The 20,353-nt window shown below is 68.3% G+C and carries 21 protein-coding genes and 3 tRNA genes; 20 read left to right on the top strand and 4 right to left on the bottom strand.

The features are described 5' to 3' along the window. Positions 1–19: 19 nt before the first annotated feature. The gene (locus tag AC1DBD_RS06770; protein ID WP_476981711.1) at positions 20–1,063 is read right to left on the bottom strand and encodes a PHP domain-containing protein; all 1,044 of its coding nucleotides are present in this window, start codon (positions 1,061–1,063) and stop codon (positions 20–22) included. A 196-nt stretch (positions 1,064–1,259) separates the two neighbouring features. On the opposite strand from AC1DBD_RS06770, the gene AC1DBD_RS06765 reads away from it, so the two are divergent. From AC1DBD_RS06765 to AC1DBD_RS06695, 15 genes are all read left to right on the top strand, one after another. Then, a tRNA-Glu gene (locus AC1DBD_RS06765) sits at positions 1,260–1,332 on the top strand. A gap of 114 nt (positions 1,333–1,446) precedes the next feature. Beyond that, positions 1,447–1,520 (top strand) — tRNA-Asp (locus AC1DBD_RS06760). 48 nt (positions 1,521–1,568) lie between these two features. Next, positions 1,569–1,644 (top strand) — tRNA-Phe (locus AC1DBD_RS06755). A gap of 371 nt (positions 1,645–2,015) precedes the next feature. Further along, positions 2,016–4,772, top strand: a complete 2,757-nt coding sequence (locus AC1DBD_RS06750) for an ABC transporter transmembrane domain-containing protein (protein ID WP_476981710.1) — start codon at positions 2,016–2,018, stop codon at positions 4,770–4,772. 169 nt (positions 4,773–4,941) lie between these two features. Further along, the gene (locus AC1DBD_RS06745) at positions 4,942–5,388 is read left to right on the top strand and encodes a hypothetical protein (RefSeq protein ID WP_476981709.1); all 447 of its coding nucleotides are present in this window, start codon (positions 4,942–4,944) and stop codon (positions 5,386–5,388) included. A 111-nt stretch (positions 5,389–5,499) separates the two neighbouring features. Next, a complete protein-coding gene (locus AC1DBD_RS06740; protein WP_441417980.1) occupies positions 5,500–5,958 on the top strand; it encodes an Asp23/Gls24 family envelope stress response protein in 459 nt (152 codons plus the stop codon). Next, the gene (locus AC1DBD_RS06735; protein ID WP_441417979.1) at positions 5,955–6,146 is read left to right on the top strand and encodes a hypothetical protein; all 192 of its coding nucleotides are present in this window, start codon (positions 5,955–5,957) and stop codon (positions 6,144–6,146) included. Before AC1DBD_RS06740 ends, AC1DBD_RS06735 begins: the two co-directional genes overlap by 4 nt. Then, positions 6,143–6,511, top strand: a complete 369-nt coding sequence (locus tag AC1DBD_RS06730) for a hypothetical protein (protein WP_441417978.1) — start codon at positions 6,143–6,145, stop codon at positions 6,509–6,511. The genes AC1DBD_RS06735 and AC1DBD_RS06730 overlap by 4 nt, the downstream gene beginning before the upstream one ends. Then, positions 6,508–7,194: a hypothetical protein gene (locus tag AC1DBD_RS06725; RefSeq protein ID WP_441417977.1), complete on the top strand. Its 687-nt coding sequence runs from the start codon at positions 6,508–6,510 to the stop codon at positions 7,192–7,194. The genes AC1DBD_RS06730 and AC1DBD_RS06725 overlap by 4 nt, the downstream gene beginning before the upstream one ends. Next, positions 7,191–7,802, top strand: coding sequence for a hypothetical protein (locus AC1DBD_RS06720; RefSeq protein ID WP_441417976.1), 612 nt, complete (start codon positions 7,191–7,193; stop codon positions 7,800–7,802). The genes AC1DBD_RS06725 and AC1DBD_RS06720 overlap by 4 nt, the downstream gene beginning before the upstream one ends. A 251-nt stretch (positions 7,803–8,053) precedes the next feature. Beyond that, positions 8,054–9,343, top strand: coding sequence for an ABC transporter substrate-binding protein (locus AC1DBD_RS06715; RefSeq protein WP_441417975.1), 1,290 nt, complete (start codon positions 8,054–8,056; stop codon positions 9,341–9,343). Between the two features lie 6 nt (positions 9,344–9,349). Continuing rightward, positions 9,350–10,387 (top strand): carbohydrate ABC transporter permease, encoded by a 1,038-nt coding sequence (locus AC1DBD_RS06710; RefSeq protein ID WP_441417974.1) that lies wholly within the window; start codon positions 9,350–9,352, stop codon positions 10,385–10,387. Further along, on the top strand, positions 10,384–11,274 hold the full coding sequence (locus AC1DBD_RS06705) for a carbohydrate ABC transporter permease (protein WP_441417973.1): 891 nt from the start codon (positions 10,384–10,386) through the stop codon (positions 11,272–11,274). Before AC1DBD_RS06710 ends, AC1DBD_RS06705 begins: the two co-directional genes overlap by 4 nt. Before the next feature lie 24 nt (positions 11,275–11,298). Further along, positions 11,299–11,553 (top strand): hypothetical protein, encoded by a 255-nt coding sequence (locus AC1DBD_RS06700; RefSeq protein ID WP_441417972.1) that lies wholly within the window; start codon positions 11,299–11,301, stop codon positions 11,551–11,553. 96 nt (positions 11,554–11,649) lie between these two features. Next, positions 11,650–12,747 carry a LacI family DNA-binding transcriptional regulator gene (locus AC1DBD_RS06695; protein WP_476892911.1) on the top strand — a complete coding sequence of 366 codons (1,098 nt, stop codon included), beginning with the start codon at positions 11,650–11,652 and terminating at the stop codon, positions 12,745–12,747. A gap of 49 nt (positions 12,748–12,796) precedes the next feature. On the opposite strand, the gene AC1DBD_RS06690 is transcribed toward AC1DBD_RS06695, so the two are convergent. Both AC1DBD_RS06690 and AC1DBD_RS06685 read right to left on the bottom strand, forming a co-directional pair. Beyond that, the gene (locus AC1DBD_RS06690) at positions 12,797–13,708 is read right to left on the bottom strand and encodes a DUF8083 family protein (RefSeq protein ID WP_441417970.1); all 912 of its coding nucleotides are present in this window, start codon (positions 13,706–13,708) and stop codon (positions 12,797–12,799) included. Between the two features lie 31 nt (positions 13,709–13,739). Beyond that, entirely contained in the window at positions 13,740–14,546 is an 807-nt protein-coding gene (locus AC1DBD_RS06685) for an exodeoxyribonuclease III (protein WP_441417969.1), read from the bottom strand. A 157-nt stretch (positions 14,547–14,703) separates the two neighbouring features. Here AC1DBD_RS06685 and AC1DBD_RS06680 point away from each other — a divergent pair, with 157 nt between their 5' ends. From AC1DBD_RS06680 to AC1DBD_RS06660, 5 genes are read left to right on the top strand one after another with little or no spacing between them, the layout of a single operon-like run. Continuing rightward, a complete protein-coding gene (locus AC1DBD_RS06680; protein ID WP_476892910.1) occupies positions 14,704–16,203 on the top strand; it encodes a CoA-acylating methylmalonate-semialdehyde dehydrogenase in 1,500 nt (499 codons plus the stop codon). Next, complete coding sequence (locus tag AC1DBD_RS06675; protein ID WP_476981708.1) at positions 16,203–17,309, top strand: enoyl-CoA hydratase/isomerase family protein; 1,107 nt, start codon at positions 16,203–16,205, stop codon at positions 17,307–17,309. The genes AC1DBD_RS06680 and AC1DBD_RS06675 overlap by 1 nt, the downstream gene beginning before the upstream one ends. Then, positions 17,302–18,300 (top strand): 3-hydroxyisobutyrate dehydrogenase, encoded by a 999-nt coding sequence (mmsB, locus tag AC1DBD_RS06670; protein WP_476981707.1) that lies wholly within the window; start codon positions 17,302–17,304, stop codon positions 18,298–18,300. The genes AC1DBD_RS06675 and mmsB overlap by 8 nt, the downstream gene beginning before the upstream one ends. Beyond that, positions 18,297–19,073 (top strand): enoyl-CoA hydratase, encoded by a 777-nt coding sequence (locus AC1DBD_RS06665; RefSeq protein WP_476892907.1) that lies wholly within the window; start codon positions 18,297–18,299, stop codon positions 19,071–19,073. The genes mmsB and AC1DBD_RS06665 overlap by 4 nt, the downstream gene beginning before the upstream one ends. 47 nt (positions 19,074–19,120) lie before the next feature. Next, positions 19,121–19,675: a hypothetical protein gene (locus AC1DBD_RS06660; protein ID WP_476892906.1), complete on the top strand. Its 555-nt coding sequence runs from the start codon at positions 19,121–19,123 to the stop codon at positions 19,673–19,675. Between the two features lie 10 nt (positions 19,676–19,685). Here the strand turns inward: AC1DBD_RS06660 and AC1DBD_RS06655 are convergent, their stop codons facing one another. Then, positions 19,686–20,318 carry a class I SAM-dependent methyltransferase gene (locus AC1DBD_RS06655; protein WP_441417963.1) on the bottom strand — a complete coding sequence of 211 codons (633 nt, stop codon included), beginning with the start codon at positions 20,316–20,318 and terminating at the stop codon, positions 19,686–19,688. Positions 20,319–20,353: the final 35 nt, after the last annotated feature.

The following is a 20,353-nucleotide window of genomic DNA, read 5'->3' as shown; positions in this document are numbered from 1 at the left end:
GCCCGCCTGGCCCCGGCCGCTACTCTCCGCGTCCGGACCACTCGAGGAGTCTTTCCACCGGCCAGGTGGTGATGATCCGCTCCGCAGGGACGGCGTTCCGGGCGGCCCGCTCCGCGCCGTATTGCAGGAAGTCCAGCTGGCCCGGAGCGTGCGCGTCGCTGTCGATGCTGAAGAGGCAGCCGGCGTCGAGCGCGAGCTGGATCAGTTCATCCGGGGGGTCCTGGCGCTCCGGCCGTGCGTTGATTTCGACGGCGACGTCGTTCGCCGCGCATGCCGCGAACACCCGCCTCGCGTCAAAGTCCGAGGGCGGCCTCGTCCCGCGGGAGCCGTTCAACAAGCGGCCGGTGCAGTGGCCGAGCACCCTGGTGTGCGGATCCTCGATCCCGGCCAGCATCCGCCGGGTCATGGTCCGGCTGTCCGAGCGGAGCTTCGAGTGCACGCTCGCCACCACGATGTCCAGGCGGTCCAGCAGTTCCGGTGCCTGGTCCAGCGCTCCGTCCTCCAGGATGTCGACCTCGATGCCGGAGAGCAGTCGGACCGGGGGGTGGCCTGCGCCTGCCCCGGGGGCCTGCGCGGCCACGATCCCCGCGATCACCTCCAACTGCTCGGTGAGGCGTTCGGCGCTGAGGCCGTTAGCGATCTTGAGGTTGGGGGAGTGGTCGGTCAAGGCCAGATACTCACGGCCCAGCATCCGGGCCGCGTCCAGCATGGACTCGATCGGCGAGCCGCCGTCGGACCAGTCGCTGTGCGTGTGCAGGTCGCCGCGGAGGTTCGCCAGCAGTTCATGGCCGCCGGCGGCGAGGGGCTCGGCGCCACGTTCCCGCAGGCCCGCGAGGTAGTCGGGGACGCCGCCGTCGACCGCCTGCGCAATCACCTCGAAGGTCCGGTCGCCGATCCCCTTCATCCGTTTCAGCCGGCCGTCCGCCGTCCGTGCGGCCAGTTCCCCCGGGGAGAAGCCTCCGATGAGTTCGGCCGCCTTGCGGAACGCCTGGACCTTGAAGGTGGTGGCGCGTTCGCGTTCGAGCCAGAAAGCGATCTCATTGAGGGCAGCGGTGGCGTCCATCTGACCATCATCCGCACAGCCGCATGGGCCCTGTCCAGAGCTTATTCCCGGGTTGTGGAGTGGATTTTGGAGATTCCGGAAGTTGGCCCTATAGTTTTATAGGTCCAGTTCGGAGGAACCCGAAGGGAACAAAAACGGAAGGCTTCGGCCCTTAATTTTTGCCCTTGTTCAGTGGGTTTTACCGGATGGCGTCCTGGCCCCCATCGTCTAGCGGCCTAGGACACCGCCCTTTCACGGCGGCGGCACGGGTTCGAATCCCGTTGGGGGTACGCAAGGAACTGGTCAAGCCGGATGAAAAAGTCTGGTAGGCTAAAGGCCTTGAAAAATTGCAGTAGCGATACTGCAGGCAGCAAGAAAAAGCAGTAAACAAGCAGTAAAAGCAAGGCCCTGTAGCGCAGTTGGTTAGCGCGCCGCCCTGTCACGGCGGAGGTCGCGGGTTCAAGTCCCGTCAGGGTCGCTCTGATTGCCAGAAGAAATTCCGGCCGTCATGGTGACACGTCACCTAGGCTCTGTAGCTCAGTTGGTAGAGCGTTCGACTGAAAATCGAAAGGTCACCGGATCGACGCCGGTCGGAGCCACCACTGGGAAGCATCAGTTCATAAACGAACTGGTGCTTTTCTTCTTTAACCCACCCGCCGCTCCGTAATGGCCCTATTGCGGCGTGAAACGGCCCCTCTGGAGCAATCGAGGATGCCCGTAAGCTCGGTCCGAACCTGCAGGCACTACGCAGAGGCTACGGATAGACAGGACGCGGCGCAGGGGGTAGACATTGAGCGAACCCATGGCGTAGAGGGGGAGGACGCTCAGTGGAGATCGCCGACAGCTCGGATCTGCAGGAGACGGACACCGTTGGGAAGTGTCCGTGTGCAGGGGCCCGCTTCAACCCCGCTGCCTGCGGCCGCCTCGCCCGGCGCCGTCGGAGCGGCCGCTTCGCCGGGCAAAGGGCGCCCAGATGTTTGTGACTTTTTGGCGGTTTCGCCGCGCCTTGGCACCACGCGCCGCGGCGTTGGCCGCCGGAGCTGCCCTGGTGGTCCTCGCGGCTGCCCTGCAGGTGGCGCTGCCGTGGCCCCTGAAAGTCATTGTCGACGATGTGCTCAAGACCCCGGGCGCTGCGAGCAAGAACGAGTTCCTGCGAACGTTCGGTGCGGCCGGGCTGGAAGGTCAGCAGCTGCTGGTGGTGGCAGTTGCGTGCCTGTTGGTGTTCACCCTGGCGAATGCGGCGGCCAACTATTTTGGGGCGCGGCTGCTCAACGGCGTCGGAGAGCGGGTGATGGCATCCGTCCGCTCCGAGGTGTTCACCCACCTCCAGCGGCTCTCCCTGTCCTTCCACGACAAGCAGAGGCTCGGGGATCTGGTGACGCGGGCGACCACGGATGTCGACTACGTGCGCGCCATGATCATCTCAATGCTGGCTGTCCTGGTACCCAACATCCTCATTCTGGCTTTCATCACGACGATCTGCGTGGTGGTTGATCCGGGCTTCGCCATGATTGCCCTGGCGGTCTCACCGGTGCTGTTCGCTACGGTGCTGATGTACCGCCCCCGCATCAAGGCTGCGTCCCGGGCCGCGCGGAGAAGGGACAGCGACATTGCCTCCACGATGGCGGAGACCTTCTCCTCGGTGCGGGTTATGCAATCCTCTTCCAGCGAGGCGCGCCATGAGGCCGATTTCCAGCTCCGCAATGCCGCGCGGATGAATGCGGGCCTGAGGCTGGTCCGGTTGCAGGCAGCACTGTCCCCGCTGGTGGATGTCATCGTCACACTCGGCACCGTCGTCGTGCTCTGGGCGGGCGTGCAGCGGGTGCTGGACGGTTCGATGACGCTGGGACTGTTGCTGGTCTTTCTGGCGTACCTCAAAGCCCTTTACGATCCGATGAAGGAACTCTCCAAGCTGACGACGGTCATGAGCCGGGGCCAGGTCAGCGCGGAGCGGCTCCAGGACGTCCTCAGCACCGCCCCGGCAATCACGGACCCGCCCGGTGCCCCGCCGGCGCTGCGGCTGGCGGGCGCGGTGGAGCTTCGAGATGTCGACTTCCACTACGACGATTCCGAGGTGCTGCACAAGATTAACCTCCGTGTGGAGCCGGGCCGGATGATTGCGCTGACCGGGCCCACCGGTGCGGGCAAGTCAACGGTGGTCAGCCTTATTCCGCGGCTCTACGACGTGACGGGCGGCGCTGTTCTCCTCGACGGCGTGGACGTCCGCGAACTGCAGCTGGCCTCGGTGCGCCAGCAGATCTCGATGGTCCTGCAGGAATCCATCCTGTTTCACGGCACCATCTACGACAACATTGCCTACGGATCGGACAACGTCACTCCGGAACAGGTTTTCGCCGCAGCCCACGCCGCGCATGTCGATGAATTCGTTGATCAGCTGCCGCTGGGCTATGACACCCCGGTTGCCGAGCGGGGCGTCAGCCTCTCCGGCGGACAACGCCAGCGGATCGCGATCGCCCGGGCCCTGGTCCGCGATACACCGATCGTCATCCTCGATGAACCCACCTCCGGCCTGGACGCCATCTCCGAACAATACGTGATGGAGGGAATGGACCGGCTGATGGCCGGGCGGACTGTCATCGTGATTGCGCACCGCCTCTCCACTCTCCGGCGCGCGGACAAGATCTACGTGCTGGACCACGGGCGGATTGTGGAAAGCGGTAACCACCGGCAACTCCTCGCCGCCGGCGGTCTCTACAGCCGGCTCGACGGGCTGCAGGGGGCCCAAGATCCTCCAGCCTTGCCGCTGCCTGCGCGGGGCGCGATCCGCGAGGGAACGCCGGCGAGGCCCGCGACCTCGGGAGCCCTCCCCTGGCGGATCGGAAGGGAGGGCGCGCTGGAGGTGCTGTTGGTCCACCGGCGCCGTCATCAGGACTGGTCCATCCCCAAGGGAAAAGCCCAACCGGGCGAGACGGACCAGGAATGTGCACTGCGGGAAGTGGGCGAGGAGACGGGTCTCGTCTGCCGGGCCGGTGCGGAGCTGCCGCAGGTGACCTATCTGGACCGCCGCCGGCGCCTCAAGACGGTGCGCTACTGGGCCGCGGAGGCCCAGGGCGGCGTCTTCTCGGCCAACGATGAAGTGGATGAGGCCCGCTGGTTCAGCATTCCGGCTGCGCTGCGCACGCTGAGCGAACCACGCGAACGGCCCGTGCTTCTCGCACTGGGCGGCGTCCTGGAGCGGGAACTTGGGATCCGTGCGGTGCCGGCCCGGGACAGGATGCTGCTGCTTATCCGCGGGGCCACGGCAACACCCCGCCAGCTGTGGGACCACTCCGAAATCACCCGGCCGCTGGCCCATGAAGGACGCACGACAGCCCGCTCCCTCGAAGGACTCGGCTCGTTCTTCGAAATAAACCGGATCCTCTCCGCGCCGGCCGCCCGGTGTATCGGCACTGTTGAACCGTTGGCACGCCGTGCATCCCTGACGGTGGAAGTGGCCAGCGATCTTTCCGATGGCCGCATCGAACGGGCGATGCGGCTCGTCGACAATGCCCGCGGCACGGGGACCGTCCTGTGCACGCATGAGGATGTCATCGCCTCGGTCCTGGACCGCCTGGCCGCGCGCGACCGGACAACCCTCGACAGCCGCGCCGGCCGCCGGCGCGGCTCGGTCTGGGCCCTGACCGGGGACTCGTCACGCTACACCGGCGCGTATTATCTCCCCATGCCCGAGGCGGTCCGCCTGCCCGAACAGCGCGTGACCAACAATTAGCTGTCCAACGCCGCGCGGGACGATAATTCCCTCGCCCGACACGGGCGCCGTGACCAGGGTTGGGGACACGCCGGCACTCCCGGCTAGACTCGCACGCTGGGGAAGAACGCCATCGCTGCGGACAGTCCCTGGACGGATCCGCGGCGCACGCCCGACCAGAAGAGTGATTTTGACGAAAACTGCACGCCCGCTGACCGTGACCGCCCTCCTCGCCGCCCTGGCGCTAACCGCCTGCTCTGCGCCGGAAGCCGCGGCCCCGCCGTCGTCGTCGGCCCCCGCACCGTCCGCCTCCTCGACGCCCAGCCCCACCAAGTCCGCCGGCCCCTATGGCGACTTCCCGACGGCGGCCGAGGCCTGCAAGACGATTTCGGAGCAGGCCACGGGCGCCTCGCTGTTCCCGCTCTCGGCGGCACAGGGCAAAACCGCCGAACTTGAGCAGCTCAAGGCCGAACTCAGCCGCACGGCCGAACGCGTACCGGACAGCCTCAAGGCCGACTTCGCCAAACTCAACGAGGTCGCCGTCGCGGGCCTGAGCGACCAGACCGTCTATTCCAGCGGCAAGTTCCAGGACGCCATGGCTCCCGTGACCGGTTGGATTGCCGCCAACTGCAAGTAGCTCCTCGGGCACATGGCTCCCGGGTCCGAAGCGGCCCGGAAATCCAGGCGATGTGGCCCCACCGTCGGCCCTAAGGGCTAGGGTGGTGTCAAAGAGAAGGGGGAGTGCCAGATGGAGTACCAGAATCCTCAGTCCGCGGATCCCGGGGTGGGTCTGCCGGCGGCGGCCCGTGCCGCGACCGGCCGCACCGTGATTTCCGAAGCCGCTGTCGCCAAGGTTGCCGGCATCGCCGCCCGCGCCGTTCCCGGCGTGTATTCCCTGGGCACCGGGCCTTCCCGCGCCCTGGGCGCCATCCGCGACGCGGTCGGCAGTTCGGACCACGCTGCCGGGGTGCGCGCCGAGGTCGGCGAGACCCAGGTGGCCGTGGACATTGACCTCGTGGCGCTCTACGGCACCCCGCTGCATGCCCTGGCGGACCAAATCCGGGCGGCTGTCTATGCCGCCGTGGAGGAACTCGTCGGCCTCCAGGTCATTGAAGTCAATATCGAGATCCATGACGTCTTCGTCCCCGGTCCGCCCAAGCCCGCGGCCTCCGGCGAGGCACGACCCACGAGGGAGGCCCTGCAGTGAACCTGACCGTAGTCGGCATTGCGGCCGGCGCTTTCCTGGCTTTCATGTCCTTCACGTTCGGGGCCTGGGGCTTCCTCGGCTCCCTGCTCTTCATGGCCGTCGGAGCCCTGCTGGGCCGTGCGGCGGAAGGGAAACTGGACCTGCGCAGCGTCGTCGATGCCCTCACGGGCCGGCGTTCCTCCTCATGAGTTCCACCGCCGGACGGCTGCTGGCCGGACACAACCGGATCAGCACCCAGGCCCTCACGAGCGTGGCGCGGGCCGCAACTGCGGAGGCGCTCGGTGTGCCGCCGCAGGACGTCCGGGCCGACTGGGCCGACGACGACGGCCTGCTGGCCCTGTCCCTCGTCACGCCTATCGCCGTCCCGTCGCTCACCGCGGTGCTCCGGGACCCGGCCCGCGTGGCATCCTTCGGCGGCCCCATCTGGGACCGCGCGGTGGCCGCGAAGGCGGAGATTCTGCGCCGCGTGACGGAGCTCAGCGGTGCGCAGCTGAGCCGGGTGGACATCCGCATCAGCGGGGCCAGCGTCAGTGACGGAGGGCGGGTCCGGTGAGCCAGGCCGCCGAACGCCCCTACGGCGGCGCCGGGTCCCCGGAGGCCGCTGCCACGGGCACCCACCCAGCCGGATCCGGTCCCGCCGCGAGTCCCGGGGCAGACTCAGGCGACGCCGTAACCGAGCGGGTCCTGGCCCGCGAGACCAGCTCGTCCCGGGCGTCCGCCGCCGTCATCGCGGCAGTCCTGGTGATCGGGCTGTGCGTCTACGCCCTGCTGGAAACGGCGGTGCGGGCCGTGGGGCAGCCGCCGTGGCTGATCGATCCGCAGACCGCCGCCGAGAAAGTCATCGCCCTCCCGGCCGGAGTCCCGCCGCTCCTGCTCGGCGTCGTCGGCGCGGTGCTGTTCGCGGCCGGGCTCTTTTTCTTCCTCAACGCGGTGTTGCCCGGACGGCGGGCCCGGCACGTGCTCGCCGACGCACGGGCCGCCGTCGTGGTCGATGACGAGGTGATCGCCTCGGCGCTGGCGCGGCGCGCCCGGCTCGCCGCCAACGTGACGCAGGAGCAGGTGATGGTGGTGGTGTCCCGGCGGCAGGTGCTGGTCAACGTCCGGCCCACCTCCGGTGTGCCGCTCCGCGCAACGGACGTCCAGTCCGCCGTGGAGGCGGAGCTCCGAGACATGGCGCTCTCGCCCCTGCCGGAGGTCCGGGTCAACCTGGCCTCCTCGGGGGTGATCGGCGCGTGAACGGTACCCCGCGGATCCTCAACCGGATCCTGATCGGCATCCTCGGCGCCAAGCTCCTGGTCATCGGGGCCCTGCTGATCCTGCTGGCCACCGTCCCCGCCGTCGGCCGCTGGTGGCAGTACTGGTCGGCGGGGGTATGGGCCGGCGCCCGCGGACTCTTCGACCGCACCCGCTTCCCCGGGGGGACCGAGAGCTGGCTGTGGATCGTCATAGTGGTCCTGCTGCTGCTCGTCATCGGGGTCATGGTGGCCTGGCTGGCGCAACAGGGCAAAGGCCGCGCGAACCTGCTCGTCGCCGAGGACGACGCCGGCGAAGTGCCCGGCAATGTCCGGATCGGCGGCGGTGTGGCGGAACAGGCCCTAAGGGCGGCACTGGCCGACCGGCCTGACCTGGCAGGCGCCACGGTGGCCACCTACGAGTTTGCCGGCGAGCCGGCCCTGCGGATCCGGGTACAACCGCGCCAGGGCGTCGCCCCGCACATCCTGGCTGCGGAGGTCTCGGCCCTGGTGGAGGCACTGGATGCCGTGATCGGGAAGCGCACACCCGTGCTGATTCACATCGGCTCCGGCGCTCGGTCCAGGTTCGGCCGCGCCGAACGCGTCCGCTGAGCCGACGCCGGGCTTCGGCCGGCTGACGGTGAGGTCTTGGACACATTTGCCCCACCGGAAACGCAGGCCCCAGCCCGATGGCAACCCCGCACCGCCGCGGCAACGCGCGGAATGACCGCCGCCGCAGGCGGTCTCCATTGCGTAAAGGTTTAATGTAAACGCTTGCATTCCTCACCGCCGGGTCGCTAGTGTGATGGTCACCACACCAACTGCACCACCGGTCCAGCCGGTACTCAGCGAGGAGCACCTGTATGAAATCCCGTAATTACCTACTTCCCGTAGCCGCGGCCGGTGTCTTGGCTCTCTCCCTCTCGGCCTGTGCTGGCGGGGGAGGCGGCGGTGGCACCACGGGCGGTGGCGGCGGCGGCGACGCGGCAGCCAACCTGGACGGGCGCGGCCCCATCACCTACGTGCAGGGCAAGGACAACAGCAACGTGGTCCGGCCGCTGATCGAAAAGTGGAACGCCGCGCACCCGAACGAGAAGGTGACGTTCAAGGAGCAGACCGACCAGGCCGACCAGCAGCACGATGACCTCGTCCAGAACTTCCAGGCCAAGAACGCCAACTACGACGTGGTCAGCGTTGACGTCGTCTGGACCGCCGAATTCGCGGCGAAGGGCTGGCTGCAGCCGCTCAAGGACAAGATGGCGCTCGACACCGCCGGAATGCTGAAGCCGACCCTCGACGCCGCGTCCTACAAGGGCACCCTGTATGCCGCGCCGGAGTCTTCCGACGGCGGCATCCTGTACTACCGCAAGGACCTGGTTCCCACGCCGCCCAAGACCTGGGACGAAATGATGGGCATGTGCTCGATCGCCAAGGCCAAGAACATGGGTTGCTACGCCGGCCAGTTCTCGAAGTACGAGGGCCTCACGGTGAACGCCTCCGAGGCGATCAACTCCTTCGGCGGTTCCGTGCTGGACAAGGACGGCAAGCCGAGCCTGAACACGGAGGAAGCCAAGACCGGCCTCAGCAACCTCGCCAAGGCCTACGCTGACGGCAACATTCCGAAGGAAGCCATCACGTACAAGGAAGAGGAATCCCGCCAGGCCTTCCAGGACGGCAAGCTCCTGTTCCTGCGCAACTGGCCGTACGTCTACAACCTGGCCACCACCGAAGGATCTTCCAAGGTCAAGAACGTGCTGGGCATGACCGCACTCCCGGGCAAGGACGGCCCCGGCGCCTCCTCGCTCGGCGGCCACAGCGCCGGCATGAGCGTCTACTCCAAGAACAAGGCCACCGCGCTGGACTTCCTGAAGTTCCTCACCACGGAAGAAACGCAGAAGTTCTTCGCCACGCAGGGTTCGCTGGCTCCGGTGCTGACCAAGCTCTACGACGACAAGGAACTGGTTGCGAAGCTGCCGTACCTGCCGGTGCTGAAGACCTCGATTGAGAACGCCGTCCCGCGTCCGGTGACCCCGTTCTACCCGGCCGTTACCAAGGCCATCCAGGACAACGCATACCCGGCCATCAAGGGCGAGAAGGCAGTGGACGCAGCGCTGTCGGACATGCAGAAGTCCATCGAAACCCAGTCAAAGTAGTCCAAAATGGCAACTGAATTGGGCCCGACGCCGGTTAAGAAGCCGGCGTCGGGCGGGACCGAGCTCCACCACGCACCCAAGGGGGTGGGGGAGGACAACGTGATCGCCAGCCAGGGCAGGTGGGCGTCCTGGCTGCTTGCCCCCACCATCATCGCGCTGGCTGTCGTTATCGTTTACCCGATTATCAGCGCCATCGTGATGTCCTTCCAGGCCGACGCCGGCCTGGATCCGGCCACCGGCCTCTTCACCGAGGGCGGCCCGGCCGGCTTCTCGAACTATGTCAACTGGATCGCCCAGCAGTGCACGTCGCCCGACGGCGGCACAGTCGCCTGCCCGCCGGGGACCCTGGGTTCCCAGTTCTGGTCCGCGACCGCCACGACGTTCTTCTTTACCGTTGTGACCGTGGCCCTGGAGACCGTGCTCGGCTTCTGGATGGCCATGATCATGGCCCGCACCTTCAAGGGACGCAGCCTGGTCCGCGCCGCAGTGCTGGTTCCGTGGGCCATCCCCACCGCCGTCACTGCCAAGCTGTGGCTGTTCATCTTCGCGTTTGAGGGCATCGCCAACAAGCTCTTCAACACGACCATCCTGTGGACCGGCAGCGAGTGGCCGGCCAAGTGGGCGGTCATCATCGCCGACGTCTGGAAAACGACGCCGTTCATGGCGCTGCTGATCCTGGCCGGCCTGCAGATGATTCCTGCCGAGGTGTACGAGGCAGCCAAGGTTGACGGCGCTTCGGCCTGGCAGCGGTTCCGGATGATCACCCTGCCGCTGGTGAAGCCGGCGCTCATGGTGGCCATCCTCTTCCGCACCCTCGACGCGCTGCGCATGTTCGACCTGCCTTACATCCTGACCGGCGGGGCCAACAACACCACCACGCTGTCCATCCTGGTGATCAACCAGATCAGGCAGGGCTTCAACGTGGCGGCGGCACTGTCCACCATTACGTTCATCATCATTTTCCTTGTCGCCTTCATCTTCGTGCGCTTCCTTGGCGCGAACGTGGTGGAGCAGCAGACCGGCGCTAGTAAGGGGAAGAAATGACCACCGCCGCGACCGAGCTGCGCGCGCAGCAGGACCGGGGGCGCAAGGTCGCCCAGAACCGGGAAAAGTGGGCCCAGGGCCGGACCTACATCAGTGCCCTGGTGATCCTCATCTGGTGCCTCGCCCCGGCCTACTGGATGGTGGTGACCGCCTTCCGCGACGTCGGGTTCACCTACGACACCTCGATCCTGCCGACGCACGTCACGCTGGACAACTTCAACACCGCGTTCGATACGTCCTTCGGGAACCACTTCGGCCAGGCGCTGCTGAACAGTGTGTTCATCGGCGTCGTGGTGACCGTGGTCTCGCTGCTGATCGGCGTCTTCGCGGCCTACGCCCTGGCCCGGTTGAACTTCCGGTTCAAGTTCCTTGTGCTGGGCTTCATCCTGGGGGCCTCGATGTTCCCGGGCGTCGCCCTCATCACCCCGCTGTTCCAGCTGTTCACCAACATCGGCTGGATGGGTACCTACCAGGCCCTGATCATCCCGAACATCTCGTTCGTGCTGCCGCTGACCGTCTACACGATGACGTCGTTCTTCCGCGAAATGCCGTGGGAGCTCGAGGAATCGGCGCGGGTGGACGGCTGCACGCAGGGCCAGGCCTTCCGGAAGGTGATCATGCCGCTCGCGGCTCCCGCCATCTTCACCACGGCCATCCTGGCGTTCATCTCCTCGTGGAATGAATTCCTGATCGCCAGCCAGCTTTCGTCCGACGCGACCCAGCCGGTCACCGTCGCCATCGCGAGCTTCGCCGGCGCACAGCCCAACCAGATCCCCTACACGGCGATCATGGCGGCTGGCACCATCGTGACCATCCCGCTCGTGGTCCTGGTGCTGGTGTTCCAGCGCAAGATCGTGGCCGGGCTGACGGCCGGCGCCGTCAAGTGACGGTTTCCTGATGGCGGATTACTGATGGCACGCGGACAGAACCAGGGTGAAATCCACCCCACGCACCGCAGGGTGCGTTCGGGCGAGGACTTCGACATCATCATCGGGTTCCTGGGCTTCTGGGCGCTGGTCCTGCTGGCGGTCACCGTCTGGATGGAGGTGACCGCCCAGCCGGCCGTCGGCTGGGCGCTCGGGCTGCTGGCGACGCTGCTGGCCCTGTACGGAATGATCCGGCTCCGGCGGCGTTTGCCCGGCCGGACGGCCACCCGGCGGCGCTGAGGGCGCGCGCTGGGGCGGATCGGAAACTAGGAAGGACCGGCGCCGTGGGGGCGGCACGCTAGCCGCGCTTCTGCGGGTAGCCGACAAGGGGATACGGTGGCACGGACAACAGACAGGGCGCAACGCGGCGGCCACTCCGGCGTCAGCATCGAGGATGTGGCGGCCGCCGCGGGCGTCTCCACCGCCACCGTCTCCCGGGCCGTCCGGGGGCTGCCCAGGGTCTCTCCCGCGACCCGGGAAAAGATCCTCGAAATCGCCGAGGCCCTGGGCTACGTGGCCTCCTCCTCGGCGTCGGGCCTGGCCACCGGCCGCACCCGGACCATCGGGGTGCTGGCCCCGTTCGTGAGCCGCTGGTTCTTTTCCAAGGCCATTGAAGGCGCGGACCGGGAGCTGCACGGCCGCCAGTACAACCTCTCGCTCTTCAACCTGGGCGGTCACGGCAGCCACCGCGAGCGGCTGTTCAGCAAGACCATGGTCTACAAGCAGATCGATGCGCTCCTGGTCCTCTGCATGGCACTGAGCCGCGAGGAACTCGAGCACCTGCAAAAAATCGACATCCCGCTCGTCGTGGTGGGCGGCCACGTCGAGGGCTGCGCCTACATCGGGATCGACGACTACGAGGCGGCCTCCACCGCGGTGCGCCACCTCATCGGCCTGGGCCACAAGGACATCGCGCTGCTGCACGGCGACGACGAAACAGACCTGAACTTCGACGTTCCGCGGGTACGCATCAAGGCGTTCCAGGATGTCATGGCCCAGTCCGGGCTCGACGTCCGGCCCGAATGGGACGAGTGGGGCGACTTTACCGTCCGCAGCGGCCAGGACGCGTTCAAGCGGCTCTGGGACCGGCCCGGACCGAAGCCCACCGCGATCTTCTGCGCCTCGGACGAGATGGCCATGGGGGTCCTGTTCGAAGCCCGCCGGGCGGGCGTCCGGATACCGGAGGACCTGTCCGTGGTGGGGATCGATGACCACGAATTCTCCGCCGCCGTCGGCCTCACCACCGTCGGCCAGCGCCCCGACGAGCAGGCCGAGCTCGGTACCAAGATGCTACTCGATGAGCTCGACGGGATTGCCGGGGCCGTGCGTTCCACGGTGGCTCCGCACCGGCTGATCGTGCGGGACACGACGGCGGCCCCGTTGCTCGCGGTGCCGCTCGCCCCGGCTTCCGGCCAGGGATCCCGGCGGGCTTAGGCCGCGGGGTTCGGCGCCGGGACCGGGCTTCGGCGCCGGCGGTACGGGCTCAGGAGGCGCGGGCCAGCTGCCGGATCGGAATCCAGCGGGATGCAAGACGCCGGTAGGCGGCCGCCGCTCCGGTCATGTCACCCTCGGCAAGGCACTCGATCCCCAGCCGCACGTCCATCGGGGACTCGTCCGGGTAGACCTTGTCCGCCACCGCGCCGTAATCAAGCTCCACGACCGACTCGGGGTGGAAGAGTTCGAGCCACTCGGTGAGCTGGGTCAGGTCCTCCAGCATGTCCAGGTCCGGGGCAGCGAGGGCAAGATGCGCGACGGCATGCCGGACCCGTTCCAGTGCGGCGGCGATCGTTGCCCGGATGCGCACGGTGACGATCCGGCCGTCGGACTCCACCACGTCCGTGGGATCGGATTCCTGGAAGAGGCAGAACCAGCTGAACGGAATGCCCCAGGTCGACGCGCGGGTGTGCACCCGGCCAAGCCCCTCGCGCGCCTTCACCTGGTCGATGCGTTCCTGGTGCCGGTCCCGCTGCTCCTCGGGGATCAGCAGCTGCGCCAGCGGGCCGTGGATCCCCTCCATCAACGCGTTGGCGGCCAGACCGGCGCGGAGCACCAGCTGGCTTGGGCAGTACAGCAGCCTGGCCGGCAGGACTTCGCCGTCGCCGATTTCCTCCCCCTTGCCGGCAGCGTCGTTGCGGGCGGCGGCGGAACCGCTGACGGCCAGCACACGCACCAGGTCGGTCTGTCCGGTGGGGAAGGGATCCCCGCCGGGGCGGGTGATGCGGCCCAGGGAGGCCAGCAGCTCGGCGTTCTCCACCGCGGCGCGGGACTCCGCGCGGGCACCGGCGGTCCGCAGGGCCGCCTGTTGCTCGGCCGGGAAGGCCTCCAGCGGCTCGTAGACCCGGAGCGTGGAGGAGAACGGCAATCCGGCCTGGCCACGGTAGAGGTTGCCCGTCATCGCGGGCCTGCGCTTCCCTGGCGGGCGTCCATCAGTCGGCCAGCTCCACGATGACCGGGGCGTGGTCCGAGGCGCCCTTGCCCTTGCGCTCCTCGCGGTCGATCGAGGCCCCCGAGACCCGGGCAGCCAGCGCGGGGGAGGCGAGGACGAAGTCGATCCGCATCCCCTCCTTCTTCGGGAAACGCAGCTGGGTGTAGTCCCAGTACGTGTACACGCCCGGCCCGGGCGCGTGCGGGCGGACGACGTCGGTGAACCCGGCGTCTTCGAAGGCGTGGAAGGCCGCGCGTTCCGGTTCGCTCACATGCGTCAGGCCCTCGGCGCGGAAGTAGTCGATGTCCCACACGTCCTCGTCCCGCGGGGCGATGTTCCAGTCACCCATCAGCGCGATCTGCGCCTCCGGGTCGGCCCGGACCCAGCCCTCGGCGTGGGCGCGGAGCGTGTCCAGCCAGCTGAGCTTGTACGGCATGTGCTCATCATCGAGCGCCCGCCCGTTGGGGACATAGAGGCTCCAGACCCGGATCCCGCCGCAGGTCGCACCGATCGCGCGGGCTTCCTGCACCTCGTCCTTGCCGCCCTTGCCAAAGACGGGCTGGTTCATGAAGGTGCGCTCGACGTCGTCGAGCCCCACCCGAGAGGCGATGGCCACCCCGTTCCACTGGCTCAGGCCGAAGTGCGCGACCTCGTAGCCCATCCGCTCGAACAATTCCCAGGGAAAGTTGTCGTCCTTGCACTTGGTTTCCTGGATGGCCAGGACGTCACAGTCGGTGCGCTGCAGCCAGGCCTCAACGCGGTCGGCACGGGCACGGAGCGAGTTCACATTCCAGGTAGCAATCTTCACAGTTCCTAACTTACCGTTCCTTGGCCGGGCGGCGGTGCGGCAAGTACGCGCCGGACAGGGCAGGCCGCTGCGGCCGGGCACTCTGGAGATTAGTAGGAAGTCCGAGTATATTCGGGTGCAGAGATGATCTAGGTCACATGCAAAGGAGCATTCCATCATGGTTCGTGAGCTTTCCCATTACGTCGGAGGACAACACGTGGAGGGCACCTCGGGGCGCTTCAGCGACGTCTACGATCCCTGCACCGGCGAGGTCCAGGCGAGGCTTCCCCTGGCCAGCGCCGAAGAAGTCCGAAACGTGGTCGCCAATGCGGAGAAGGGCCAGCTGGAATGGGCTGCCATGAACCCTCAGCGCCGCGGCCGGGTCCTGCTGAAGTTCGTGGACCTGGTCAACCAGAACATGGATGAGCTCGCCACCCTGCTGTCCTCCGAGCACGGCAAAACCTTCCTGGATGCCAAGGGCGACATCCAGCGCGGCATCGAAGTGGTCGAGTTTGCCGCCGGTGCCCCGCACCTGCTCAAGGGCGAGTTCTCCGACAGTGCCGGGACCGGCGTCGACGTCCACTCGATGCGGCAGCCGCTCGGCGTCGTCGCCGGCATCACGCCGTTCAACTTCCCGGCCATGATCCCGCTCTGGAAGTCCGGTCCGGCCCTGGCCGCCGGCAACTCCTTCATCCTCAAGCCCTCCGAGCGGGACCCCTCCGTGCCGCTGCGGCTGGCCGAGCTGTTCACCGAGGCCGGGCTGCCGGACGGCGTGTTCAACGTGGTCAACGGCGACAAGGAGGCCGTGGACGCGCTGCTGGAGGACCCACGCGTCCAGGCCATCGGCTTCGTCGGTTCCACCCCGATCGCGCAGTACATCTACGCCACCGCCGCCGCGCACGGCAAACGCGCCCAGTGCTTTGGGGGCGCCAAGAACCACATGGTGATCATGCCGGACGCGGACCTGGACATGGCCGCGGACGCCCTGATCGGCGCCGGATTCGGCTCCGCCGGCGAACGCTGCATGGCGATCTCGGTGGCCGTCCCGGTGGGCAAGGCCACCGGCGACGCACTCGTCGCAAAGCTGCAGGAACGGATCGCTGACCTCAAGGTGGGCCACAGCCTCGCCAAGGACTCGGACTTCGGGCCGGTCGTGGCCGCCTCCGCCAAGGAACGGATCGAGGGCTACATCGCCTCCGGCGTCGAGGAAGGCGCCAGCCTGCTTACGGACGGCCGCGGCCTTAAGGTGGAGGGCTACGACGGCGGGTTCTGGGTAGGCCCGACCCTCTTCGACAACGTCACCAAGGACATGAAGATCTACCAGGAGGAGATCTTCGGCCCAGTGCTCAGCGTGCTCCGCGCCGAGGACTACGACGAGGCCCTGCGACTCTGCAGCGAACACGAATTCGGCAACGGTGTGGCGATCTTCACCCGCGACGGCGACGCCGCCCGCGACTTCGCCAGCCGCGTCCAGGTGGGCATGGTGGGTATCAACGTCCCGATCCCGGTGCCGATCGCCTACTACACCTTCGGCGGCTGGAAGGCCTCCGGTTTCGGCGACCTCAACCAGCACGGCGCCGACGCCTTCCGCTTCTACACCAAGACCAAGACGGTCACCACCCGCTGGCCCTCCGGCATCCGCCAGGGCGCCAGCTTCGTGATGCCGGAAGGCAGCTGATGGCGGCCCGGCCCTCCGATGAGACCGCCGAAGAATCCGCCGAGGTCCTCTTTGAGCGCCGCGGCCGGCTCGGCGTCATCACGCTGAACCGGCCCAAGGCCGTCAACGCGCTGACCGCCGGCATGGCGGCGGCGATGCTGGACCAGCTCACCCTCTGGGCCGACGACGACGCCGTCGCCGCCGTGTTGGTCCGCGGCGCCGGCGAACGGGGGCTGTGCGCGGGCGGGGACATCGTGGCGATCTACCGGGACATGCTCGACGGCGGCGACGCGACGGCGGATTTCTGGGCCGTCGAGTACCGGCTGAACCTGCTGATCTCGGACTACCCCAAGCCCTACGTGGCGTTCATGGACGGACTGGTCCTGGGCGGCGGCGTGGGAATCTCCGCGCACGGCTCGGTCCGGATCGTCACCGAACGCACCCGGATGGGCATGCCGGAAACCACCATCGGCTTCGTGCCCGACGTCGGCGGGACGCTCCTGCTGTCCCGCTCGCCCGGCGAGACCGGCACCCACGCGGCCCTCACCGGGGCGCATCTGAGCGGCGCCGACGCGTTGTTCCTGGGCCTCGCGGACACCTTCGTGCCCTCTGCAGAGCTCGCTGAACTGGCCGCGGCGCTGGAAACTGAACCCGTGGACGCCGCCGTCGCACGCTTCGCCGGGGAAGCACCCCCGTCGGTCCTCGCCGCGCAGCAGGAATGGATTGACGCCTGCTACTCGTCCGACGACGCCGAAGAGATCCTGGACCGGCTCCGCACCGTGGGCGGCGAGGCCGCCGACGTCGCCGAGACCATCGCGGGCAAGTCCCCCACCGCCGTGAAGGTGGCGCTCGCCTCGCTGCGCCGCGCCCACGGCCTGAGCCTGGCCGAAGCCCTGGAACAGGAGTACCGGGTGGGCCTGCGGTTCCTCGCCGGGCCCGACTTCCGCGAGGGCATCCGCGCCCAGGTCGTGGACAAGGACCGGACGCCGCACTGGCAGCCGGCCAGCCTGGCCGAGGTCAGCGGCGACGACGTCGAGGCCTACTTCGCGCCGCTGGGGGAGCGTGAACTGCAGCTGTCGCCGCAGGCGAAGAGTTCAGAGACGAACATGGAGAAGAACAATGTCTGAGACCGCTGCGCCGGAAACCGCTACGCCCGCCCTTGGCGCCATCGCCTTCCTCGGCCTGGGCCACATGGGCGGCCCGATGGCCGTCAACCTGGTCAAGGCCGGCTACACGGTGACCGGCTACGACGTGGTGCCGGCGGCGCTGGAAGCCGCGCGGGCCCGCGGGATCGCGACCGCGGACACGGCCGCCGAAGCCGTCGCGGGCGCCGCCGTCGTGCTGACCATGCTGCCCAGCGGCAAACACCTGCTGGACGCCTACCGCGGCACCCCGGGACAGCCGGGACAGCACAGCGAGCCGGGACAGCACAGCCAGCCGGGCCTGCTGGCCGCCGCGGCGCCGGGGACCACGTTCCTGGACTGCTCGACCATCAATGTGGACGAGGCCCGCGAGGCCTCGGCCCTGGCGGTGGCGGCCGGCCACCGGGCCGTCGACGCCCCGGTTTCCGGCGGCGTGGTCGGAGCCGAAGCCGGAACGCTGACGTTTATGGTTGGCGCGCTGGAGGAGGACTTTAAGGCCGTCAAACCGATGCTTGAGGTGATGGGTAAACGCGTGGTCCACTGCGGCGGGCACGGCGCCGGGCAGGCGGCCAAGATCTGCAACAACATGATCCTGGGCGTCTCAATGATTGCCGTCAGCGAGGCCTTCGTGCTCGGCGAGAAGCTCGGGCTGACACACCAGGCGCTCTTCGACGTCGCCTCCGCCGCGTCGGGGCAGTGCTGGGCGCTGACCACCAACTGCCCCGTGCCCGGCCCGGTCCCCACCAGTCCCGCCAACCGCGACTACCAGCCGGGGTTCGCCGGGGCGCTGATGGCCAAGGACCTGAAGCTCGCGCTCAACGCGCTCGAAAGCACCGGCGTCGCCGCCCGGCTGGGCCCGCTGGCCTCCGAAATTTACGATACCTTTGCCGCGGAAGGCGGTGCTGGCCGGGACTTCTCCGGCATCATCACCGACATCCGGGACAAATCCGAACATCAGCCGAGGGGACAGGCATGACCGACTACGCAAACATTCTGGTGGAGCGCCGCGGCCGCGTGGGGCTCGTGACGCTCAACCGGCCAGAGGCGCTGAACGCCCTGAACAAGGCCACCATGGACGAACTCGTGGCCGCCGTGTCCGCGATGGACACCGACCCCGGGGTCGGCGCCGTCGTGGTGACTGGCTCGGCCAAGGCCTTCGCTGCCGGCGCGGACATCAAGGAGATGCAGTCCAAGGGCTACATGGAAATGTACGCGGCCGACTGGTTCCGCGGCTGGGAGGACTTCACCCGGCTCCGCATTCCCGTGGTGGCGGCGGTTTCCGGCTTCGCCCTGGGCGGCGGCTGTGAACTGGCGATGATGTGCGACTTCATCATTGCGGGGGACAACGCCAAGTTCGGCCAGCCCGAAATCAACCTCGGCGTGCTCCCCGGAATGGGCGGCTCGCAGCGGCTCACCCGCGCGGTGGGCAAGGCCAAGGCGATGGACATGATCCTCACCGGCCGCTTCATGGACGCCGCGGAAGCCGAGCGCGCGGGGCTCGTGTCCCGCGTGGTTCCGGCCGCCGACGTCGTGGAGGAAGCCGTCAAGGCCGCCGAGGTGATTGCCTCCAAGTCCAAACCGGTGGCCATGGTGGCCAAGGAAGCGGTCAACGCGGCCTTCGAAACCGGGCTGGCCCAGGGCGTGCTGTTCGAACGCCGGGTGTTCCACTCGCTCTTCGCCACCGAGGACCAGAAGGAAGGCATGGCGGCCTTCAGCGAAAAGCGGCAACCCGACTTCACCCACCGCTAAGCGGCGCCTGCTTGCCGCAGCGATCCAATTCCGACAGCGAGGCGGCCATGCACGCAGGCTTTCTGGGGGTGGGGGCGACGCCGGAGGAGGTCCGGGCCGTGCTTCCCGGCGACGGGCTGGTCCCGGTCCCGGATGTGGTGATGGACCGGGGCTTCGGGCTGCCGGCCCCGCCCGACGCCGTCTGGCCGTGGATCGTCCAGCTGGGCAAGGAACGTTCGGGTTGGTACCTGCCTGGCTGGGCGGAAGCCCTCATTCCGGCCCGGCGCCGCGCCCTGCGGACCATTGATCCCGCACTCCAGGACCTCAGCGCCGGGGACGTCATTGCTGATTGGGGCGGCCCCAATGCCAGCTTCGAAATCGTCGAGGTGGACCCGCCAAAGGCGCTGGTGCACCGCTCGCAGCGCGGTGCGCTCACCATCAGCTGGGCGATAGTGCTGCGACCGTCGTCGGGCGCGGCAACCGGGACGCGGGTGCACCTGCGGCTCCGGCTCGCCGGCGTTAGACGCCGACGACTCGTGGAACTCGGCGGGGGCCTGTTCGATCTCCTGACCATCGCCGGACTCGCGGCCGGGCTGCGGGAAAGGCTGGGCACCCGGGGGTGACGCGGCCGCGCTAGGCCTTGCGCTTGGCGCGGAGCACCGAATCCCGGACCGTCACCGGTGCGCCGTCGGAATCTGCGGTGGCCCGCGGCCGGGACGTGCAGGTGACGATCTCCCACTCGTGCGGATCGAGCTCCGCCGCGAGCTGCTCGGCGGTGAAGAGCAACCCCGGGGCGGAGGGCCGGCGCACGCTGGTCTCCAGGTCCGAGGGGTGGTGGCCGACGATCAGCAGCGTCCCGCCCGGTGCCACCGACGCGGCGAGCCGGCTGTAGACGCTGTCGCGCTGCGGGGCGGGCAGGTGCAGGTACTGGGCGGAGACCAGGTCGAAGGTCCCGGCCGGCGGCGGCGAGGCCGTGAGGTCCTGGTGCTGCCACGTGATGCGGGCGGCGGTCTCCGGGTCGTCTTCGAGGGCGGCGGCCGCCCGGGCCAGGGCCACGGACGAGATGTCCACCGCCGTCACCCGCCAGCCGCGCCGGGCAAGCCAGGCGGCGTCGGCGCCTTCTCCGGCGCCGACGTCGAGGGCGGAACCGGCCGCCAGGTCCGCCACCTCGGCGACCAACTGGGGGTTCGGTTGCCCGCTCCACACTGAGCCGTGCTGGCCGTGCTGGCGGTACCGTTCGTCCCAGAACGATTCGTCGAATTCCATGCAGCTCTCCTCCGGTGCCCGTGCCGTGCGGCAGG

It is taken from the genome of Arthrobacter sp. 10T419, from assembly GCF_056394105.1.
Note: the sequence above shows the minus strand (reverse complement) of the source record. Positions and strands in the feature narration are given on the sequence as shown.